The sequence below is a fragment of the Enterococcus sp. DIV1726a genome, assembly GCF_051710985.1.
GTDB lineage: Bacteria > Bacillota > Bacilli > Lactobacillales > Enterococcaceae > Enterococcus_B > Enterococcus_B hirae.
This window is the reverse complement of record NZ_JBIOLS010000001.1, coordinates 26,630-47,095: the sequence shown is the minus strand read 5'-3', so window position 1 is coordinate 47,095 and position 20,466 is coordinate 26,630. Positions and strand designations below refer to the sequence as shown.

Below are 20,466 nucleotides of genomic sequence, written 5' to 3'. Positions count from 1 at the left end.
GGAAGAAAATCTCGAAACAGCTTTTCATGTTTTGAGATTTTTTGACTTAATGCCGAAGGTCAGCTCTTTGAACGCCGTTTAGCAAGAGGCTGTGAAAGAAGCGTTTAGCTCCGAGCAAATAAGAGAGGATTTTTTAAAATAGCTTCTCATATTTTTAAAAATCCTCGCTTATTGTTGAGGAGCTGCTTCTTGAACGCCGTTTAGCAAGAGGCTGTGAGCAGCATGTTCTACTTCAAGAATTAAGAACAAAAAAACGAAAATAGCTTTTCAGCAACATCTTGATAAAGAAACAATCGTTAGTTATTTACTAAACCATAGCCTTGTCAAACAATTGTCCAACAAGGCTATAGAAATTCGTTTGATTATTTTTCAGGAGTTTCTGGTACTTTGATATCTCCTGAGATGATTTTTTCTTTTGCTTCATTCACAGCTTTTTCTGCTTTTTCTGAAAGTTGACCTTTTGTGATACCAACACCGTCTTCTTTCAATCCGTAAACGGTATGTTCTCCACCAGGGAAATCACCGTCAGCTGATTTTTGAGCTAAGTCTTCAACAACAGTTCCTACACCTTTTAGAGTTGATGTCAAAGTAAAGTTTTTCTTTTCACCGTTTAAAGTGTATTCGCCTTCGTCCGATTGGTCACGGTCAACCCCGATAACCCAAACTTTTTTGTCGCCTGATTCGTTTAATGATTTCGCTTCTTGGAATACACCGTTACCAGTACCACCAGATGCGTGGAAAATGATATCTGCATTTTGTGCATACATTCCTTGAGCAATTGAACGTCCTTTATCTGGCGCTGAGAAGTCTCCTGCATATTGATTCAAGACTTTAATTTCTTTGTTTAAAGCTTTTGCACCAGCATCTACACCAGCTTTGAATCCTGCGTCAAAACGATCGATTACTTCACCTTTTACTCCACCAATGAAACCAACAGTGTTTGTTTCAGTTGTGTAAGCTGCGGCAATCCCAGCAAGATAAGAAGCTTCGTTATCTTTAAATGTTGCTGAAACCACGTTGTCTTTGCCGTCGATAACGTCATCAATAATAGCAAAGTTTGTTTCAGGATTTGATGCAGCTTGCTCTTCAATAGCTGGCTTCAATTTATAACCAATACCAAAGATTGTTTTAAAACCTGCATTCAAAGCTTGGTCAATATTAGGGATATAATCTGATTCATTTGCTGATTGGAAATATTGGAACCCATCATTCCCACGTGATAGATCATGATCTTTCCCCCAAGCTTGTAGTCCTTCCCAAGCTGACTGGTTGAATGAACGGTCATCAACACCGCCCGTATCTGTGATCAATGCTGCAGTTGCTGTTTTTGAACCGCTGTTTCCACCGGTTGAATCAGTTGAATCTGATCCGCTGCCACATGCGCCCAATAATAACCCAGCAGATAACGCTACAGCACTTAAACCAAATAATTTTGCTTTTTTCATTTCTGTAAAGCCCCCTAAAATAATTGTTTTATTTTTCAACAGTCAGCTGACTGAATGAACATGAGTGATAATTCTATAGATCTTTTTCTGTAAAGGCGTAAGGTAATAGTTCTTTAACCGTCATTGCCTTAGTCACACCGTTATCCCCTACTAAAGTTACCGGCATGTCTGGTACACAAAACTCAGCCATTACTTGACGACAAGCACCACAAGGAGAAATTGGCTCTGGCGTATGACCAGCCACTACTAAATGAGTAAACTCTTTTTCTCCTTCAGAAACAGCTTTGAAAAAAGCCGTGCGCTCCGCACAATTGGTTAAACCAAACGAGGCATTTTCGATGTTGACTCCTTGATACGTTTTTCCAGATTCAGTGACTAAACATGCGCCTACTGGAAAATGTGAATATGGTACATATGCTTTATCCAATGCTTCTACTGCAATGTTGATCCATTCTTGCTTCACTTCTGTCATAAGCTTCCCCTTACTACTTAATAGCCTTCGCCAGTAGATCCTGACATAATCGAAACTCCTGCACTGGTGCCAATTCTTGTCGCACCAGCTTCAATCATTGCCAAAGCTTCAGCTTCGTTATGGATACCACCAGATGCTTTCACACCCATTTCAGGTCCAACGGTTTCACGCATTAAACGAACATCTTCGACTTTTGCTCCGCCAGTTGAAAATCCTGTAGAAGTTTTAACAAAGTCTGCCCCAGCAGCTTTTGCCAACTCACAAGCTTTTACAATTTCCTCATGATTTAATAAAGCTGTTTCGATGATGACTTTGACTAAAGCACGATCTTTGGCCGCTGCAACCACTGCTTCAATATCTTTTTGGACTTTATCAAACTGTTGAGACTTCATTGCCCCAATATTGATGACCATATCCACTTCATCTGCGCCATTTTCAATCGCATTTGTAGTTTCAAAAGCCTTAGTTTCAGCAGTATTAGCTCCTAAAGGAAAGCCAATTACTGTACATACTGCCACTGGTTCGCCTTTTAATTGTTCTTTTGCTAGTGCGACCCAAGTTGGGTTGATACAAACAGAATAGAAATGGTATTTCTTTGCTTCTTCAATAATTCGCATGACGTCTTCTTGAGAAGCATCTGCTTTTAAGATGGTGTGATCGATCATTCGGTTCAATTCCATTTTTTTCTCTCCTTTTACTCGGTAATGATATCATGTATCAATGTAGGCTTTTCAGCCGAGTCACTAATTTGGATATTTTGATAGAGCAATTCTTGAACAGAAGAAATCTCTTTTGTATTACTGTAGATTGTCAACAATGATTCTCCCTCTTTTACAGGATCACCAATTTTTTTATTTAATTTAAGACCAACTGCGTGATCAATATCATCTTCTTTAGTTTTGCGTCCTGCACCTAACATCATAGCTGCAATCCCCAACTCATTCGCAACGAGTTTTGAGACAATACCACTCGCTTTGGCTGGCAACTCAACAACATACTTAGCTGTCAGTAACCGTTCTGGTTGGTCTACGATAGAGTCATCTCCACCTTGATTACGGATCATTTCCTTAAATTTGTCTAAGGCTTTGCCAGATTCTAGTGCTTCTTGCAGTAAACTTCTAGCTTCTTCGATTGTTGCTGCTTGATTGGCTAAGACCACCATCTGACTCCCTAATGCATAACACATTTCCAGCAAGTCTTCTGGTCCATTGCCGTTTAACGTTTCAATTGCTTCTACAACTTCAAGACTATTACCAATTGCTTCACCAAGAGGTTCAGACATATCAGAAATTACGGCTACTGTCTGACGATGAGCTAATTTTCCAATACTAGTCATTGTTTTTGCTAAACGTCTAGCATCTTCAATATTCTTCATAAAGGCGCCGTCACCTGTCGTCACGTCTAAAACGATCGCATCTGCTCCTGCGGCAATTTTCTTACTCATGATCGAACTGGCAATCAAAGGAATCGAATCCACTGTCGCAGTCACATCCCGCAAAGCATAAAGTTTTTTATCTGCTGGTGCAAGATTTCCTGATTGTCCAATAACAGCCACTTTACTCTCATTGACAATTCGGATAAACGCTTCATCAGAAAGCTCGATTTGAAATCCAGGAATTGCTTCTAGTTTATCCAGCGTACCACCTGTATACCCCAAACCTCTACCAGACATTTTGGCAACTGTAACACCCACACTTGCGACTAAAGGTGCTAAGATCAACGTTGTCGTATCTCCCACACCACCTGTAGAGTGTTTATCCACTTTGATCCCATCTAAAGGACTTAAATCAATGACATCTCCTGAGTGGGCAATGGCAAGTGTTAAATCCGTGATTTCTCTATCGGTCATATCTTGATAAAAGATCGCCATCAACAATGCGCTGATTTGATAATCTGGAATTTCACCATTCGTGTATTTTGTAATAATATACTCGATTTCTTTTGTCGATAATTCATTTCCGTCTCGCTTTTTTTCAATCAGATCCACCATTCGCATTGCTTGATCCTCCTCGTCTTCATTCGGTATTATACAGGAATTTTCCAAAAGGTAAACCACTTTAGTAAACCAGTTTACTAAGAATACAAAGAGCTACTCACCGCCTTTGTAAACACTTACATAAGCAATATAACGCTGAGTTATCCCTTTGTCAATGTTTTTATGCTCTCACGAATAATTAATTTTGTTTCAAAGACTTTGTTCGGAACTTTGCGTTGTGGGAACTCGATCGTGTCGATCAAAAATCTTGCGGCATAAAATCCAATATCAGAACTTGGCTGTTTCACTGTTGTCAATTGAGGGATCATATACTCGGATAACTTCAACCCATCGAAACCAATAACTGAAATATCATCGGGGATTTTTTTGCCTAATTCATCAATCGCTTGGTAACAACCAATCGCCATTGCATCATTTCCACAAAAAATTGCTGTAAGATCTTTGTGCTTTAAGAGCCGTTTAGACGCCTCGTATCCACCTTGGACCGTCAACTCCCCTTGTTCTACATACTTTCCATTGAAAGGGATTCCATGATCCTTTAGTGCATGACGATACCCGTTGAACCGTTCTTCTAACTGGTAATAGCCTGTTGTTTCTTTGAGCATACCGATTTTGGTATGACCGTTCTTAATAAACAAAGAAACTGCTTGATAAGCCCCCTCATACTCTTTTACGATCAACCGACCATTATCTCTGGTATTCAATCCACGATCAATCAAAATAATCGGCATATTTTTATAAAAACCACTATCTAAAGAATAGTCATCTGGCAAAACATTGGGCGTAGCCAATAAGATTCCATCCACTGAGCGATGAGCCAATTCTTTTAAATACTTGATTTCATTTTCTTGACTATGACGAGAGTTGCAAAGCATGATCACATACCCCAGTGGATTCAAGTAACTCTCGACCCCTTCAATCAATTTAGAAAAGAAGAAGTCAGTGACATCTGGCACGATCATACCAATCGTTTTAGAATGACGATTGATCACATTCGAGGCAAAGTAATCTGGTTTATAATGGTGCTCGTTAACAATATTCAGGACTTTTTTTCGTGTTTTATCACTAAAGCGGCTCCCTTTATTATTTAAAATTTGTGATACAGTGGTGACTGAAACACCTGCCATTTCTGCAATGTCTCGGATCGTTAGTTTCACTTCTTCTCCTCCTTTATGATGTAAATTCTTTTTTAGTTTACCAAAAGCATATAAAAAAGAATAGATAGAAAAAAATAAGAAAAAATCTTTTATTCACTAATAAAAATAAATAGCTTGGAAAGTGCCAATTTCCTAAACTGACTTCTTAAAAACTTCTGTAACTGCCGATCATCTGTCATTGTTCTTCTCTTTCATAGGAGTTTTTTCATTGGCTTGAGTAACTAGCGATTGATCTTTTCTATTATTGATTGCACTAGTTACTTTCTCACTCAAAGAAGACTTCTGACTTTGGGTTACTAAATGATCAGCAGCTAGATGTTCAGAATCCCGTTTTTCAATCGCTCCTACCATTCCATCTACCTGCTTGAGAAGTATTTTTTTCTCATCATGAGCTATTTCCTGATCGTTTAAGATTTCATTATGGAGTTCTAGAATCTTTTCTCGAACAGATGAAAAAAGTTGAAGCTCTTTTTGATAACCTGCCGTTCGATCCGTGGCGATTATCGTTGTTAGCTGTTCAAGGAAAGGTTTTTTATTTTCAATAGGAATCTTTGGATCTTGCCTTACTTGTTGCCTAAGATTTAAAAAGTTTAAATCATGTTTATCGACTGCCTGAAAATAGTCTGCCGTATTTCCTTTCATAAGAAGCTCTCCGATATCCATAGCTAGCCTCTGCTCTTCATTCTCTTGCAAATCTTTTTTAGTCAGCGTAGCTTGTTGACTGCCTTTTTCTTGTTCATCCTTGGGAACAGAAATCTTTCCCCCATCCCCTATCAGTTGTTTCTCCTGGCTCTCAAATCTATTTATGGCATCAAAGAGTCCTGTTCTTATCTTTAGAATTTTTTGTAACTTTTGTTCGTATTTAATCATGCGATGATCAATTTGTTGTTCCTTCTTCGTCTTTTGAGAAACCTCTTGTTGGTATCCTAGTTGTATATTTTGAACGTGAGACTTTAAAACAAGAGCAACAAGTGTGGAATCTTGCCGATTTTCTCCACCAACTCGTTGATTTTTTGCTGTTGGTTCCTTTAACTCAGATAAAACGATTACTTTCAAATGTGGAGGGATTCGTTCCTCTTGATTGATTCTTTTAATCATTTCCTCTTCCCATTTATTTTCACTTATAAACTTTTGGCACTCTTTGATATCACTTTGAGCAGTTACATGTTCCTTTTGTTTTTCATTACTATTCGTGACTTTTTCTATTTGTTCAAAAAGTGGCTGATAGGTTTTATCCGTTGCCACTCGTTCTTTTAGTACTTCTAACAGTTGCTTTCTAATGAAAAATTCCTGTTTGATAACTGATATTTTTTTGATGTTGTTCTTTTTCGCTTCCTCTGAGGGATTAATTTCAGAAATGAGAGCTTTTTTTATTTCTTCTGAATACTCTTTGCTTTGTTTGATGCTAGCTATCACTTCTCGGGTCAATTGTTTGTCACTCATCAGTGCTTTATATGTATCTAGTTTTTCTTGAGCCCCTTGTTTTCTTACTAATTCTTCGGTCAACACATTCTTTGTTAGCCAATCCAAATTTGACTCATCTTTGATTCGTTTGAGCAAGTCAATTCGCTCTTGTGGTACATCTTTTTTGAACATCTTATGTAAATCCTTATTTTTTTCACTTAGATCCGCGACTGCTTCTTCAAACAGTATAGCTTGACTATTAAATTTGGCGATACGTGCATCTAAATCGTTATGAAGTGCCTGTTTTTCTTCTGGAGTCAATCCATCTTGATGATCAATTTGTTCTTTCACATGTTTTACTTTAGAATAATCTGCCACACTTCTAATACTAACAAACTCCCAATAGACTGTTTTATTTCTCTGTGAAAGCTTGTCAAGCGTTGCCGCAGGACGATTTTGAATTTCTTGATTTAAGTTGTCTCGTCGCTGATCGTTGGGAATCGTATGGGTTAGAAATTCTTTTACCAGTTGTTCCCTCTCTGAGCGAGAAAAATCAAGTAGTTCAAACAGCAGCATGTTTCCAACAAATAGGACATCGTTGTTTTTTTGAGAATGGTAGCCTTTTTTGATCTGAGCAAATTTCTTTGGCTTTTTTTGGTAAAGCTTAATCATAGGCTTGTCGTTCATGATTTGAGTGAACCCGTTCTTAGCATCTCGATTCTTAAGTAAGAAATCAAATTTTTCTTGATCTTTCCATATCAATAGATTTTTATACTTAGACACTAGTGTGGGACGATACTGATGTAAGCCATGATGTACTAATCCATCTAAGAGATCTAAAAGTTCATTTGTTAAAGCAACATGTTGATCATCTGGCTGAACTTCACTTTTTTCTCTTTTGCTATTTAATTTTTCTCTTTTCGTTTTATTGTTCTGGACGATCCCCTTCGCCTTTTCTTCCCATGCTTTAAATGTTGTAGCCATTTCGATATGGTCTTTTTCTAAATACCTTAATACGTTTTCCTGGTTATACATGGGTAATTCTAAAATAGATTTAGTATCTACTATCATTCTGGTTTGTGTCATCTTTTTATTCTCCTTTCAAGTCACTCAAATTTTTCAATACCATGCTAGTTTTGTTTTCTAAAAAAGGAAGAAACGTTATTCAATTATTAGCTCCTTGAAATACGCCACTTTTCAATAGGAAAAAGTTCCACTAGTTAGCGAAGTGTCTCACTCCTTTCATCAACTTTTTTACGATCTCCATATTCCCATGACCTAGAGTACCTATCGCCTGTTTTTTAATAGAAAGAAAGGGACAAAAATAAACCGAAGGACCCGCAAATAGTTACTTCTATTTTAGGATTCTTCGGTTGCTTTTAGAGTGTGTTATTTTATCATAGCTTTTTATTTAGTCTCAAACACCCACAATCAAACAGTTATTCTTTGATACTTTTGATGATATAGTACCCTTTCTCTTTATGGACGATTTCAGCATTCCCAAAGGTCTCTGCCATTTTGCTTTTTGCACTAGGAGCCCCTTGTTTTTTTTGAATGACAATGGTTAGTGTTCCACCCGATTTTAACCTTGGATATGCTTCGGTTAAAATTTCGTGTACCACTTTTTTACCGGCACGAATTGGCGGATTGCTGACGATTGCTGCATAAGTTTCTTCATGAACTGCTTCATAGATATTCGATTGATGAATATCCACCTGTTTGATCCCATTGCGGTTCGCATTTCCTTGAGCTAATTCTACTGCCCGAGAGTTAATATCGACCATCTCAACAAATCGCTGACTAGCAAAAGCGATCGCCAATCCAATCGGGCCATAGCCACAACCAACATCCAAAATTTTGCCATCAGCTGGCAACTCTTCCCAATTAAAGGTATCAATTAACACTCGTGAACCAAAGTCGACTGTTTCACGTGAAAATACTCCTGAATCTGTTACAAATTGGAAGTTTTTTCCTTTTAATTCAAATGACCATTGTTCAAAGTCATGTTCTGTCGTTGGCTCTTGCGAATAATAATGATTCGTCATATCGTTCATCCTTTTTATATTGTTTCTTGTTTCTTAGTCTATCCTTTTATCAATTGGCATGCAATGTCTATTTTTCCTAGTTTAAATAAATAGTTGATCAGAAACACGAACAGAATGAATTTTGATATGTCATCCTTTTTATTTATTCAGTTAACAGTTATTCACTTAAAAATAAGAGACTTATAACCATTCTCGTTTAGTGGTGGGGTTTAGCCGTGTTTTATGTTAAAATGATTCCATTGATGGGAGAATGCAGGAGGCTATTATGAATGATCCAATGAACTACTACCGTGTGGCAAGAGAAGAATGGCGTGAATTTTATCGTAATGGACAAGCACCTTTGACCCAAGACGAGCTAGATAACATCAAAAGTTTAAATGACCGTATTTCAATGCAAGATGTTCGAGATATCTATGTTCCTCTTGCTCATTTGATTTATCTATATATGAAAGAATTTGAATCTCTTTCATTAAGTAAAGGTCTATTTCTTCATAAATATGTCGAAGTACCGCCATTTATTATTGGAATTGCTGGGAGTGTTGCCGTTGGAAAAAGCACAACAGCTCGCCTGTTACAAACGATCTTATCACGTACATTTAAACGCAGGAATGTTCAGTTGATTACAACTGATGGTTTTTTGTATCCTAATGAAACGTTAAAAGAACGAGGGATCATGAATCGTAAAGGATTCCCAGAAAGTTATGATATGGAGATGTTGATCGATTTTCTTAATCGAGTAAAATCCGGTCAGGAAGAAATAAAAGTACCTGTTTATTCACATGACATTTACAATATCATTCCTGGCGAATATGAATTGATCCAACAACCTGATATTCTGATTGTTGAAGGAATCAACACGCTACAACTGCCTGCTAATCAACAAATCTATGTCAGTGATTTTTTTGATTTTTCTGTTTATGTTGATGCTGATTCATCATTAATTGAAAAATGGTATTTAGATCGATTCGGTGCCTTACTCGACACCGCTTTTCAAAATCCACAAAATTATTACTATCAATTTGCTATTGGCGATCGTGACGATGCATTTAAAATGGCGCAAGAAGTATGGAAAAATGTGAATTTGAAAAATTTAAACGAATATATCTTGCCTACTCGTGGCAGAGCAGATATAATTCTCCATAAAACTGAAAATCATATTATTGATTCGATTTTCATGCGAAAATATTAGCATTTTAAAATAGTTTATTCTATTTTGAGATAAAATTTAAAGGGATAGGGGTAATAAATGTGACAAACGTTGCCGACATGACAAACGTTGAAAAGATTATCGTATTAGACTACGGTAGCCAGTATAACCAATTGATTACACGACGCATCCGTGATTTAGGAGTTTTTTCTGAATTATTGAGCCATCGGGTTTCTGCTGAAGAAGTAAAAGCAATGAATCCAAAAGGAATCATTCTTTCCGGTGGTCCTAACAGTGTGTATGATGAAAATGCTTTTGGAATCGATCCAGAAATCTTTAACTTAGGGATTCCTGTATTGGGTATTTGCTACGGTATGCAATTGATTACGTATAAGCTAGGTGGGAAAGTTGAACCAGCTAAAAACCGTGAATACGGAAAAGCTCAGTTAGAAGTAACCAGTGACGATGCAGTATTGTTCAATGACACACCTAAACAACAAACCGTTTGGATGAGCCACGGGGACTTAGTAACCCAAGTTCCTGAAGGATTTGAAATCGTTGGTACAAGTAAAGACTGCCCGATCGCATCCATCCAAGACACAAAACGTAATTTCTATGGTATCCAATTCCATGCAGAAGTTCGTCATTCTGAATACGGAATCGAATTACTCCGTCATTTTGCTTTTGATGTTTGTCATTGTGAAGGAAACTGGACAATGAATAACTTCATTGATATGCAAATCGAAAAAATTCGTGAACAAGTTGGCGATAAAAAAGTATTGCTTGGACTTTCTGGCGGCGTGGATTCTAGTGTCGTTGGTGTTCTTTTACAAAAAGCAATCGGTGATCAGCTAACTTCCATCTTTGTTGACCATGGTTTATTGCGTAAAGGTGAAGCAGACCAAGTAATGGAAAGTTTAGGCGGGAAATTTGGTCTAAATATTATCAAAGTGGATGCAAGAAAACGTTTCTTAGACAAGTTAGCCGGCGTTTCTGATCCTGAGCAAAAACGTAAAATCATTGGTAATGAATTTGTGTATGTTTTTGATGATGAAGCAACAAAATTAGCGGGAGAAGAAGGAATTGCTTTCTTAGCCCAAGGAACACTTTATACTGATGTGATCGAAAGTGGAACGGAAACTGCTCAAACGATCAAATCTCACCATAACGTGGGTGGTCTACCAGAAGACATGCAATTCCAATTGATCGAACCTTTGAACACATTATTCAAAGATGAAGTCCGTGAATTAGGAACACAACTAGGAATGCCAGATTCAATCGTTTGGCGTCAACCTTTCCCAGGTCCTGGTCTAGGTATCCGTGTCTTGGGAGAAATCAGTGAAGAAAAACTAGAAATCGTCCGTGAATCAGATGCGATCTTACGTGAAGAAATCGCAGCAGCTGGCTTAGACCGTGACATTTGGCAATATTTCACTGTTCTACCAGGAATCCGCTCTGTCGGTGTAATGGGCGATGGCCGTACTTACGACTATACAGTAGGTATCCGTGCAGTCACTTCTATTGATGGGATGACAGCAGACTTTGCCCGTATCCCATGGGATGTTTTACAAAAAATCTCTGTCCGCATCGTAAACGAAGTCGCTCACGTCAACCGTATCGTGTACGACATCACTTCTAAACCACCTGCAACTGTGGAGTGGGAATAGATATTATTTAAGCCTATAAGTTGATTTTTCAACGTTTATAGGCTTTTTTCTTCACTTTGGTACCTTGAATGTACCTGTTACCTAAACCAATGCAGTTATTTCATCCAATATTTCGATCAATTTATTCATATCTCTTTCTATGTTACCAAAAACGCAATTGAAATCTTGTCTAATTTGAAATTCTATCATGCTGATAAAATAATCATTCTTCATTACCATATGAACATTATCATCAGAAAAGCGATAATGGTATATATTGTTTCTTAAATTGTTGTCCGAAAAAATATTATTAAAGTTAATGAGCAATTTATCTAAGATTTCCATTTTGGTGCTGCTTAGTAGGAGTTTCCCTTTTTTTATTAAGAAATCTATCGTTTTCATGGATTGATAATATACTATAAACTCTACTCTAAATCTTAATGCATGATTCCTATCGATAATTTTGGGTGCTAGTTTTAATGCAAAAGACATTTGACATTTGATATTAAATAGATATAAGGAAAGATTTTTATTTTCAGAATGTAAAAATATATTTCTTTTCCTTTCATCTATAAAAATGAAATCTTTCTCTGAAAAATCATTATCACTAATATCAAGTTTACATTTTTTAGAGTCAATCTTAGGCAAAACTTTCCCTTCAATAGCAGATGCAAAAGTACTAATGCTGTTAGCTTGGCTAGCACTAAAATCTCTGATAATAAAACCTAGTGTATTATTGCCAAGATTATCTATGGCAATTTGCCTAAACATATCTTGATAAATTGATAGTTGACTTGTATTTGAAAAAGCAACGTTTTCAAAAAAATATATCCCCAAATCTGGCTGCCCAAACATTGAAATATAAGCTCTTTGTAATAAATTGTAGTCTCTAACCGAATCTTGATTAAATACTATAAGTTGCTTATCAATTGTTTTTATAGCTCTTGTAATTTTTTTGTCTGTTAGCAACTTTACACTAGCTCGATTTTGATTCATTAGTTTTGTAAAACTCATTCCATAAATTAACCCGTAATTTTCTGAAAACTTAACATCATCCTCACTAAACAAGTTGTCAATTCCTTCACATAAAAGTGAAAGAAATGGCGAAATGGACATAGAAATCAAACTCTGATATTCAGTGGGCAAATTCAATATTCTATATAGCATTTTCTTAGCTTCATAAATCTCAGTAAGAAGCTGTGTTCTAGAAGCCTCTAATATACTTGTTATCATAATATCCCTCCGCAGTTTGACAATTAATTTCTTAAGGTATTATATCATCCTACACTATTTTCTAAATTGACTCCCATTCCAATTTATCAAACTTTTATCCACTATTAATATTAATAATTCCACCCAAGTTTTCTACAACCTCTCTGTCAATAGTTGGATAAAGATGCTAGTAGCCCCTAAAGACATGTCAATTATAATTTGGTACCCTTGATAGTACCAAACCACTATTTTTAACAATAATTCAACTGTTCCGATTCAACCTTAACCCTTCTAAAATAAGATAAATCATCTTAAACATATCTATACAAAAGTCGAGTGGGAATAAGAAACAACCCGCTAGAAAAGCCTATGTCATAGGTTTTCTAGCGGGTTTCTTTTAGTGTGATCACAGTTGGGACACACTTGTGTTTATTATTCTTTTTTTCTGTCACTAAGTGATCCTTAGTTTCTAAAATCAAATCTATCCTTTGATAAAACTTGTAAACTATACAGAACCAAAATTAAGTTTCAAAACATTATTTAAATCTGTAAAATTTTCTTCTTTTGCAAAGGGAACGAAGAAATCAGGTTCAATCGAAAACATTTTTTCTAACAAGCTTCTATTCATCCTAAAATTATTTTCAATGCTTGATAAATCAGTTAACTTATTCGTTAGAACCAAGTTGAAAATACTTCGGATTTTTCCAGGACGTTTAAATACAATTTCCCTATCCAAAGGTTCTTCTAATCTGTAATTTTTTATAGCAATTTGTCGATAAAAATAGCTATGTTGTTTTGGTGTAAGAAATCCTAATTTATAAGCTCGCATTTCAAGAGCTTGAATGGATACATTGTATTTGGCCTTTAAAGAGATATAACTATCTGGATTTGATATCTTCTTTATTTTTTCTAAGTCTTTTTGAATAATTTCTGACGGCAATAAAAAACATGAAGCAAAATAATCTGCTTCTCTTTCTACTTGTTGTCGTTCATTTTTATCTAACAGAGAAAAGTCAACATACGGGTGTAGTAACAAATGTCCTAATTCATGAGCTAAATCAAAATTTCTTCTCACTGCCGATTTTTTTATACCTAATACAATGATTGGGACATCTTCTGTTGACCACGCACTATAAGCATCTGCCTTCCCACCAACATTTTTTTCTAAAACATAAATTCCTGACTTTTCTAATGATAATAATAGGTTACCATTATCAGATTGAATTTCTAAAAACTTTCTAGAAAGAGTAGCAATCTTTTCTATTTTCTCATTTGTTATTTCATCAAATAAAATTTCAGAACTTTTTTGTCTAAAATCTAATAACTTATTAGGTGGTACATTTAGAAAGCTTTCTAAATAATTAATCACTTTAGAAGCCACATTTAAATAGACTATCTCACTATTAGTTTTTTTTCTAGAAGAAATATCTGCTTTTCTATACGCAACATTATTTTCAAAAAAGGTCTTTTCAACACGGAATTCTTCAAAGAAAAAAGTGGATTTCACTTGCAAAATTTCTTTCATTTGTAAGATATTTTCAAATGATGGTTCTATCATTTGTTTTTCAAATTGCCATATCGATTGTTCAGATACTCGTAGTTTTTCTCCAAGTTCCTTACGTGAAAGACCATGCAACATCCTAATTATTTGCAGATTTTTCCCATAAAACATTGTGCTCTTCCTTTCTTAATACACTGCACTGGGAAACTAATTGGAGATTTCTTTTTCCTCTTTAGGAATTGTATAATCATAGAGATCACCAATTTCTTCTTTTTCACCAACTACAGCAGAATATTCTTCATCTTCTATAATTATAGACGTAGTTTGCAAATACGGTGTTAAATTTTGAATTATATGTAGTTCTTTTGTTTCGTCATCAGGTAAAACAAGTGAAACTGATTCTATCACTTTTGCCGTATTCGTTTTATAAACCACTATGTAAAAATTTTCATATTTTGATAACTCTTGTTCTGAAATCATTGGTTCTTCCAATGGAAGCTCTAATTGAATTGAGGTATTAGGCACTTTCTTTTGACCTTTACGAACTGAATTAAGGATAGGTTTATTTATCTTAGCATAATCAGACAAATATTTACTTACTTTTTTCTTTTGAGAAAGTTTGATTTAATCTATAGTCATTTTTTACGATAAAAAGAGAAGGTTTTTCTCCACCAAAGGAAAACTCTAAATATTCCCAACTTTCGCCTGCTTTTTCGCGTTTATTTTCTGCAAAATTAAAAGTTTTTCTAGCAACACCGTCATCAATAAAGTTCCCTTTTGTAAAAGCAAATCCAGCAGAAACTTTCAATCTTCCTTTCATCTCTTTACGAATATCTAGATATTCTTTGTAACCAAGTAATAACCCATCAACAACCAATTGTGCTTCTTCCGCATTTAGAACTTCATTTGCCATCTGTCCAACTCCAATCTACTTATATTTGAAGTAATTATATCTTATATTTTTTTAAATTAAACAAAAGAATACAAAAAAGCTGTTTTTTTTAAAGCGAGATTTAAAAAGTAAAAAAATAGAAGTCACTATCAACATGTACTTCTATTTTTATAGTTCCAGACTAAATTAAATACTCTTTTCTTATTTTCATAGTATCACCTTAGAAGAAAACAAAGACGACAGTTTTCGCAGCCAAATAAGCAGTATTTCTATGAATATGGAACAAAAAAATTCATTTGCTTCAAAAAATAAGATTGGTTATGTATTTTAAAAATTTCGCTTTAATAAATGATGAAAGTGACGCAAGTAATTTGTTTATAGCATTGAACAAAAAGGAATTGTTGAAGAAAGAAAAAAGTTTATGGATTAAGTTGCAAGAAACAGCAACAAGTGGCATTAGATAGATTAATTTTAAATAGAAATAAATTCAAAAAGAACTGTGAAGCCTTTGATATCAAAGGTGCTCACGGTTCTTTTTTTCAAACAATGAATCTTTATAACTCTCTAGCAAAGACAATCTACTTCCTGTTTTTTATAAATACTATCAAAGAGTATCATATCGTTCATGTGAAGCCACCCAATCAACAAAATAATGGTAGACTGCATGTATTTTCTTTATAAAAATTACCTGCAGCCTTTTGATAAAATTCTTTCTGTCTCCATTTCCAGTCAATCGTTCTAATTTCTTCCCCCTCTTATTTTTGACAATCAATTGACTATTCGTATAAAATCGGAGATCTTGCTAAAAATAAAGAACGTAAAAAATCAGAAAAGCTAACTCGATGACCATAAAGTTAATAACTTGTTTTTTTCTTATTGCAGTTATCTTTTCGACATCTTCCCTGTCCAACAGAACGATTTTCAATGGATTATCGGGATGTTGATTTAGATAATTCTCCCAAAACTGTGCTTGTTTCTGACTTGACGGAGCGATTATACTAAGAAGTAAAATACAAAAGGTTAATCCAATGATAAATAGGAAACTAGTCGAAAAATCTTGATAAAGCATACTAGTGACCAAAGCGCCTATAATACTTGCAAGTAATGAAACAGTCAATAATATTTGAATACCTCTTTTAAAAGTGGTATTCAGATACATATTTTGATAATTTATAATTGCTGTTTTTCTCAGCTTTAAGTCCTCTTTACTAAGTTCGGGGAACATTTCACTCACTTTATTTTTTTTCTTCTTTTCCATAGCCCTTCTTTGATTACGTAATCTAAAACCACAAAAAATAAAGACGGGTATCGCTATAATTGCATAAAATTGACTAACTAATCTCAGTACTTCCATTGAGAACCTCCATCTGTCTCCTAATTAATTAGTCCATAATAGCAAAGTACATTAAACTTTTCATTAATATTAAATGAGTAATTTTTACTGCAAACTTACTTGAATTACTACCAAAACAATGAGGAAATATTTGCCTTCTCTAAAAGAACAGAAAGAAGTTTTTCTTCTTTCTGTCCAAATGATTCTAAGATTTCTCTTCACCAATATCCTATCATTTAACAAAGAGCCCATAAAATTAGGTTAACTTTTAACCTATCTCTTCTTTTTGTTTCTTTTATCTGTGGAATATTCATTCACCATTGATCAGCGTTTCCCTTTATTGACCACCTATGTTCAAACTAACAATTTCTCAAAGTTAATAAATATCAAACACGCTATGTAATTTCTGTTCTTGTTTGTTGATAAAAGAAAATCAAGTTTTGAATTTCTCTTGATTTGGGATATATAGAAATACCAAATATAGGGATATTGAACTGTCTGTTCAGCATCGTATTGGAAACAATACAATCATAGTTTTCCTTATGTAGCATCTGATCTGTAACTACCGGGGTTTTGCTGGCTACAAAACGATATCGTCCTCCTAGATAAAGCTCAAGCTTTGCAATAATGTAGCTAGCATATTGTTCAGAATTGGTTACAATCAAAGCCCTAATTTGTTTACTCGTTTCAATCTTTTTTAGCAGATCATGCCAGTAGACAAGTAACAAAGCGACTAATTTTCTGGTAAATTCGTCATTTTTCATATACTTTAATAACTCTTTTTGATCCTTGTTAATTAAATAATTCTTTAGTCCTACTTGAATACTTTCGATTTCTGGAAGTATCTGTTTTAAAAACTGATGATGTTTATCATATAAAATAAAAGAAAGATTTTCCATATAGTCGCCATCATTAATTATTTTATAGCAGATTTCTTGTCGTTCTTCACATTTGATCTGATATTTTATTTCCAAATAATCAAGCAATATCCCAACCATCTTTGTTAAATAAGGTTTTTGTTGGTAGTCATCGCTGTTGTTCTGTATATCCAGTAGCGAACAAACAAACGGCTGTTCAAAGATGTATTTTATCAGATCCTGATCCTCTTCAAGAGATAACCATAAAGAAGTATTTTGCTTCTCATTTGATTCTAGGCATAAAAGATTATTCTGCTCTTTTTCAATAAATTGTTTTTCGTTTTTTACTTGGTAAATTTTCATAGCAATATAAAATAAAAGCTGATTATGTTTTCGGTGTTCCAGTTTACGAATTATATCTTGAAGTTGATTATTCGTTATGTATTTTAAGTATAATTGCCGACTTTTTTGACAAATTTCTTCATTGAAGGCCTCTTCTAAACACACATATTTTTCTAAAAGTAACTGGATCGTCAACTTTTCAATTAACTGTGTATTTCCCGTTAATCGAATCAATCCTCGAATTCTTAAGTGATATTGCTCTAAGGAAAGGTTGATGCGCTTCACCATTCGTCTTAAAGTGCTCTCTGAAATAAATAGTTGTTCCGTTACTTCCAAGTAGTTCGTATATTTATTTAACACGATTGCTTCTAAAAATTGATACTCAATCGATTCATTCATAATAATTCGGTAAATATATTCTTCTGTGACATGAGGAGCAATTTCTGCAAATATCCCATTCTCACGATCAGTATGTATATTAATTTCTTTTGCATAAGAATCGATATCCATCAAGTCATTTCTCAATGTTTTTGAAGAACACTTTAATTGAGATTCTAAATCTTGAAAGCGATAGGTTTCTCCTTCAAAAAGCAATTCCAGTAGAAGTAACTGTCGTTTCATTTTTTTCGATAAAATATTTAACATTTACTTCCTCCCCTCTTTTTACCAAATAGAAAAAAGCATTCACTTTTTTCTATTTGAATGTTCCTATTTATATTTTAAAGAAAATTTTTAACGAATTAGAATTTTTTTTTCAAAAAAATAGTAAAAATGGGTATAAAAAATATGAAAAATAAGCAATCCTATCTACCAATTTTATAAATAGATCATCTATGGCCTTTTTTTGCCCTTAGACCTTGCAAATAAACAGAATGCTGATCTTGCCAACAGACAATAGTATCATTCGCCTCCTCATTTTAAAAAATAACTAAATAAATTTTTTTTAGCGAAATAAATTATTTGATTGAAACATTTCTTCAGTAAAATAAACTGCTAAAATTAAGTATTTTATGCTTTATTTTTTTTATATTTAAATTTATACTGTTTTTAAAGCAATTAATTAATAACAAAAATTAATAAAAAAAGGCATATATTATACCATTTTTAATGATTAAAAAACTATTTTTATCATAAATGTACTTTTTTACGTCATAACTGTTAGATGGGAGTGTCCAAGGTGAAGAAAACAATTATTATAGTTAGTAGTTTTTTAGGTTTAATTGCTTTATTTTTTATGATTGAATACTTTGCTTCTCCTGTAAAAGATGTTACTTCAAAAGCTGAAATGAAAATGACTACTGGAGCTAAGATGGAATATGTGCCAACAAAAGATGAACTAGTAAAAATTGAAGGAGATCAACTTCAATTACTGGGCATTTATACAGTAGTTGGTATCCATTTCGACAGACATTCTTATGTGACGTTAGCAAATGCCGAACAAGAAGAAATCAACTTTTCTATTTCAATTATAGACAAACAAAAACAGACATTTTCAATCCCCGCCATACAATTCTCACCTCAAAATTTACAGCTATCTGATTCTTTTGGCTTAGCAAAAAAAGAAGCACGCTACTTTGCTTATAAAAAAAATTATCCTGTCGCAAGTGCCACTCATACAACAGACTGACCAATTAAATATACCTTGTAGGGGTATATTTAATTGGCTTTTATCTTTTTCAATGGAAAGAACCTCGAATAACTTTTCTGTTTATTCTTTTTTTCTTCTCCCACTCGACCATTGATCTTTTATACTAACTATTTAATTCGAGACGGCTTGTTTCCTTTGTTTTTCGTCATTTTTCCTAATTTATTTGATCCTTCTTGTGAAGAAAATAAACAAATTATTAAATCCGTTATTTTAAAAAGATAAAATAACACTATACTCAAAAGCTAAAAGTTATTTAATCAGATGGATTAATCTATATAAATTGTTGTCTGCCTATTCATTTAATATTTATACAAAAATATTGTATACCTGCTTTTATCGATAGGTTGGAACTTTTCGTTTTCGTTATACCCTGTGGAAAACTTTCAGAACAGATTACCTCTCTGATACGTATCTGTGTATAATTAGATACAACGAATCCCGGATCTTTCAATTCTTTAGACTGAAAGATCCGGGATCAAAAATAAACGCTTCTTACTTCTTTAATGCTACAACAAATGGAATCATCATAGATAACAAAATAACCAATAAACTACATTGCCGATGATCTATATAGATAAGGATCGTTATCATGCTCGTAGTTAGACCGATATTCAATTTTTTTTGATTGATCATAAGCATCCCTCTTCAAGGAAGATTTTCCTCTAGAAGTTCGACCATTTTTTTATCTTTTTGTTATATTTCTCTTAATTTTTTTGAACATCTTTAATTACTATATTGAGATTCGATTTTACGGCTAGGAATCAGCCAACCAAGTAAAATCACAGCATTCGTTACTAAAACAGCTATTGGTGTAATGACATAGCCTAAAATAATTCCTAAAATATTTAACCCAATTGACCAGTAGGATTTTCGATAGTTATCTAGTAATTCTTTGATATTCTTTTTATTTTTAGGATCTGACTGAACCAACTCTCTTGCTAAAATATAGTAAGCAATATTAGCTCCTAAAGTTACTACACCGTATGTGATTTCTGGCGCTAAACTATGACTATACTCGCTGATCCAAGACGTGACAAAGGGAAAAAATGATAAAGCAAAGATAAAAAAGCTATTCGCCCATAAAACTCGCCAATTTACTTTATGAACGACTTGAAACATATGATGATGATTATTCCAATAGATGACCAATGTAAAAAAGCTGACAATATAGATCATAAAACGATATCCTAAGGCACTTAGCGCTTGCCAGGTGTCAGTGTTCGGCTGGTGAAGCTCTAAGACCAAGATAGTCATAATGATCGCGATAACTGCATCGGTAAAAGCTTCTAAACGATTTTTTGGCATATTTTTGCCTCCTTTTCTGACTTATTGTAGTAAAGATAGCTAGAAAAAAGCAACTAAATCAGTC

At 34.1% G+C, this 20,466-nt stretch carries 18 protein-coding genes; 3 read left to right on the top strand and 15 right to left on the bottom strand.

Going from position 1 to position 20,466, the window contains the following annotated elements; genetic code table 11:
* Window positions 1-362: 362 nt before the first annotated feature.
* The 7 genes from IGJ27_RS00210 to IGJ27_RS00180 all read right to left on the bottom strand — a co-directional run bounded on the left by IGJ27_RS00210 (window position 363) and on the right by IGJ27_RS00180 (window position 8,519).
* On the bottom strand, window positions 363-1,445 hold the full coding sequence (locus tag IGJ27_RS00210; protein ID WP_010720471.1) for a BMP family lipoprotein: 1,083 nt from the start codon (window positions 1,443-1,445) through the stop codon (window positions 363-365).
* Window positions 1,446-1,518: 73 nt separating this feature from the next.
* Window positions 1,519-1,917: a cytidine deaminase gene (locus IGJ27_RS00205; protein ID WP_010720472.1), complete on the bottom strand. Its 399-nt coding sequence runs from the start codon at window positions 1,915-1,917 to the stop codon at window positions 1,519-1,521.
* A gap of 17 nt (window positions 1,918-1,934) precedes the next feature.
* Window positions 1,935-2,597, bottom strand: coding sequence for a deoxyribose-phosphate aldolase (gene deoC, locus IGJ27_RS00200; protein ID WP_010720473.1), 663 nt, complete (start codon window positions 2,595-2,597; stop codon window positions 1,935-1,937).
* 14 nt (window positions 2,598-2,611) lie between these two features.
* Window positions 2,612-3,913, bottom strand: a complete 1,302-nt coding sequence (locus IGJ27_RS00195) for a pyrimidine-nucleoside phosphorylase (RefSeq protein ID WP_010720474.1) — start codon at window positions 3,911-3,913, stop codon at window positions 2,612-2,614.
* Window positions 3,914-4,053: 140 nt separating this feature from the next.
* The gene (locus tag IGJ27_RS00190) at window positions 4,054-5,070 is read right to left on the bottom strand and encodes a LacI family DNA-binding transcriptional regulator (RefSeq protein WP_010720475.1); all 1,017 of its coding nucleotides are present in this window, start codon (window positions 5,068-5,070) and stop codon (window positions 4,054-4,056) included.
* A 168-nt stretch (window positions 5,071-5,238) separates the two neighbouring features.
* Window positions 5,239-7,560, bottom strand: coding sequence for a hypothetical protein (locus tag IGJ27_RS00185; RefSeq protein WP_438791682.1), 2,322 nt, complete (start codon window positions 7,558-7,560; stop codon window positions 5,239-5,241).
* Window positions 7,561-7,913: 353 nt separating this feature from the next.
* Window positions 7,914-8,519, bottom strand: a complete 606-nt coding sequence (locus tag IGJ27_RS00180) for a class I SAM-dependent methyltransferase (protein ID WP_010736788.1) — start codon at window positions 8,517-8,519, stop codon at window positions 7,914-7,916.
* A 265-nt stretch (window positions 8,520-8,784) separates the two neighbouring features.
* Here IGJ27_RS00180 and coaA point away from each other — a divergent pair, with 265 nt between their 5' ends.
* Both coaA and guaA read left to right on the top strand, forming a co-directional pair.
* Window positions 8,785-9,708 carry a type I pantothenate kinase gene (gene coaA / locus IGJ27_RS00175; protein WP_010720479.1) on the top strand — a complete coding sequence of 308 codons (924 nt, stop codon included), beginning with the start codon at window positions 8,785-8,787 and terminating at the stop codon, window positions 9,706-9,708.
* A gap of 59 nt (window positions 9,709-9,767) precedes the next feature.
* Window positions 9,768-11,333, top strand: coding sequence for a glutamine-hydrolyzing GMP synthase (gene guaA / locus IGJ27_RS00170; RefSeq protein WP_010720480.1), 1,566 nt, complete (start codon window positions 9,768-9,770; stop codon window positions 11,331-11,333).
* A gap of 81 nt (window positions 11,334-11,414) precedes the next feature.
* On the opposite strand, the gene IGJ27_RS00165 is transcribed toward guaA, so the two are convergent.
* The 6 genes from IGJ27_RS00165 to IGJ27_RS00140 all read right to left on the bottom strand — a co-directional run bounded on the left by IGJ27_RS00165 (window position 11,415) and on the right by IGJ27_RS00140 (window position 18,094).
* Complete coding sequence (locus IGJ27_RS00165) at window positions 11,415-12,545, bottom strand: hypothetical protein (protein ID WP_178306278.1); 1,131 nt, start codon at window positions 12,543-12,545, stop codon at window positions 11,415-11,417.
* Between the two features lie 484 nt (window positions 12,546-13,029).
* Entirely contained in the window at window positions 13,030-14,196 is a 1,167-nt protein-coding gene (locus tag IGJ27_RS00160; RefSeq protein ID WP_096708617.1) for a helix-turn-helix domain-containing protein, read from the bottom strand.
* A 36-nt stretch (window positions 14,197-14,232) separates the two neighbouring features.
* Complete coding sequence (locus IGJ27_RS00155) at window positions 14,233-14,613, bottom strand: hypothetical protein (protein WP_256733888.1); 381 nt, start codon at window positions 14,611-14,613, stop codon at window positions 14,233-14,235.
* Window positions 14,614-14,617: 4 nt separating this feature from the next.
* Entirely contained in the window at window positions 14,618-14,938 is a 321-nt protein-coding gene (locus tag IGJ27_RS00150) for a hypothetical protein (protein ID WP_256733889.1), read from the bottom strand.
* 781 nt (window positions 14,939-15,719) lie between these two features.
* On the bottom strand, window positions 15,720-16,271 hold the full coding sequence (locus IGJ27_RS00145) for a hypothetical protein (RefSeq protein WP_178306279.1): 552 nt from the start codon (window positions 16,269-16,271) through the stop codon (window positions 15,720-15,722).
* A gap of 374 nt (window positions 16,272-16,645) precedes the next feature.
* Complete coding sequence (locus IGJ27_RS00140) at window positions 16,646-18,094, bottom strand: helix-turn-helix domain-containing protein (RefSeq protein ID WP_010720482.1); 1,449 nt, start codon at window positions 18,092-18,094, stop codon at window positions 16,646-16,648.
* 532 nt (window positions 18,095-18,626) lie between these two features.
* Here IGJ27_RS00140 and IGJ27_RS00135 point away from each other — a divergent pair.
* Window positions 18,627-19,076 carry a hypothetical protein gene (locus tag IGJ27_RS00135; RefSeq protein WP_010720483.1) on the top strand — a complete coding sequence of 150 codons (450 nt, stop codon included), beginning with the start codon at window positions 18,627-18,629 and terminating at the stop codon, window positions 19,074-19,076.
* Between the two features lie 513 nt (window positions 19,077-19,589).
* Here the strand turns inward: IGJ27_RS00135 and IGJ27_RS00130 are convergent.
* Window positions 19,590-19,730, bottom strand: coding sequence for a hypothetical protein (locus tag IGJ27_RS00130; protein WP_014834373.1), 141 nt, complete (start codon window positions 19,728-19,730; stop codon window positions 19,590-19,592).
* 90 nt (window positions 19,731-19,820) lie between these two features.
* Window positions 19,821-20,402: a TMEM175 family protein gene (locus IGJ27_RS00125; RefSeq protein ID WP_010720484.1), complete on the bottom strand. Its 582-nt coding sequence runs from the start codon at window positions 20,400-20,402 to the stop codon at window positions 19,821-19,823.
* Window positions 20,403-20,466 lie beyond the last annotated feature (64 nt).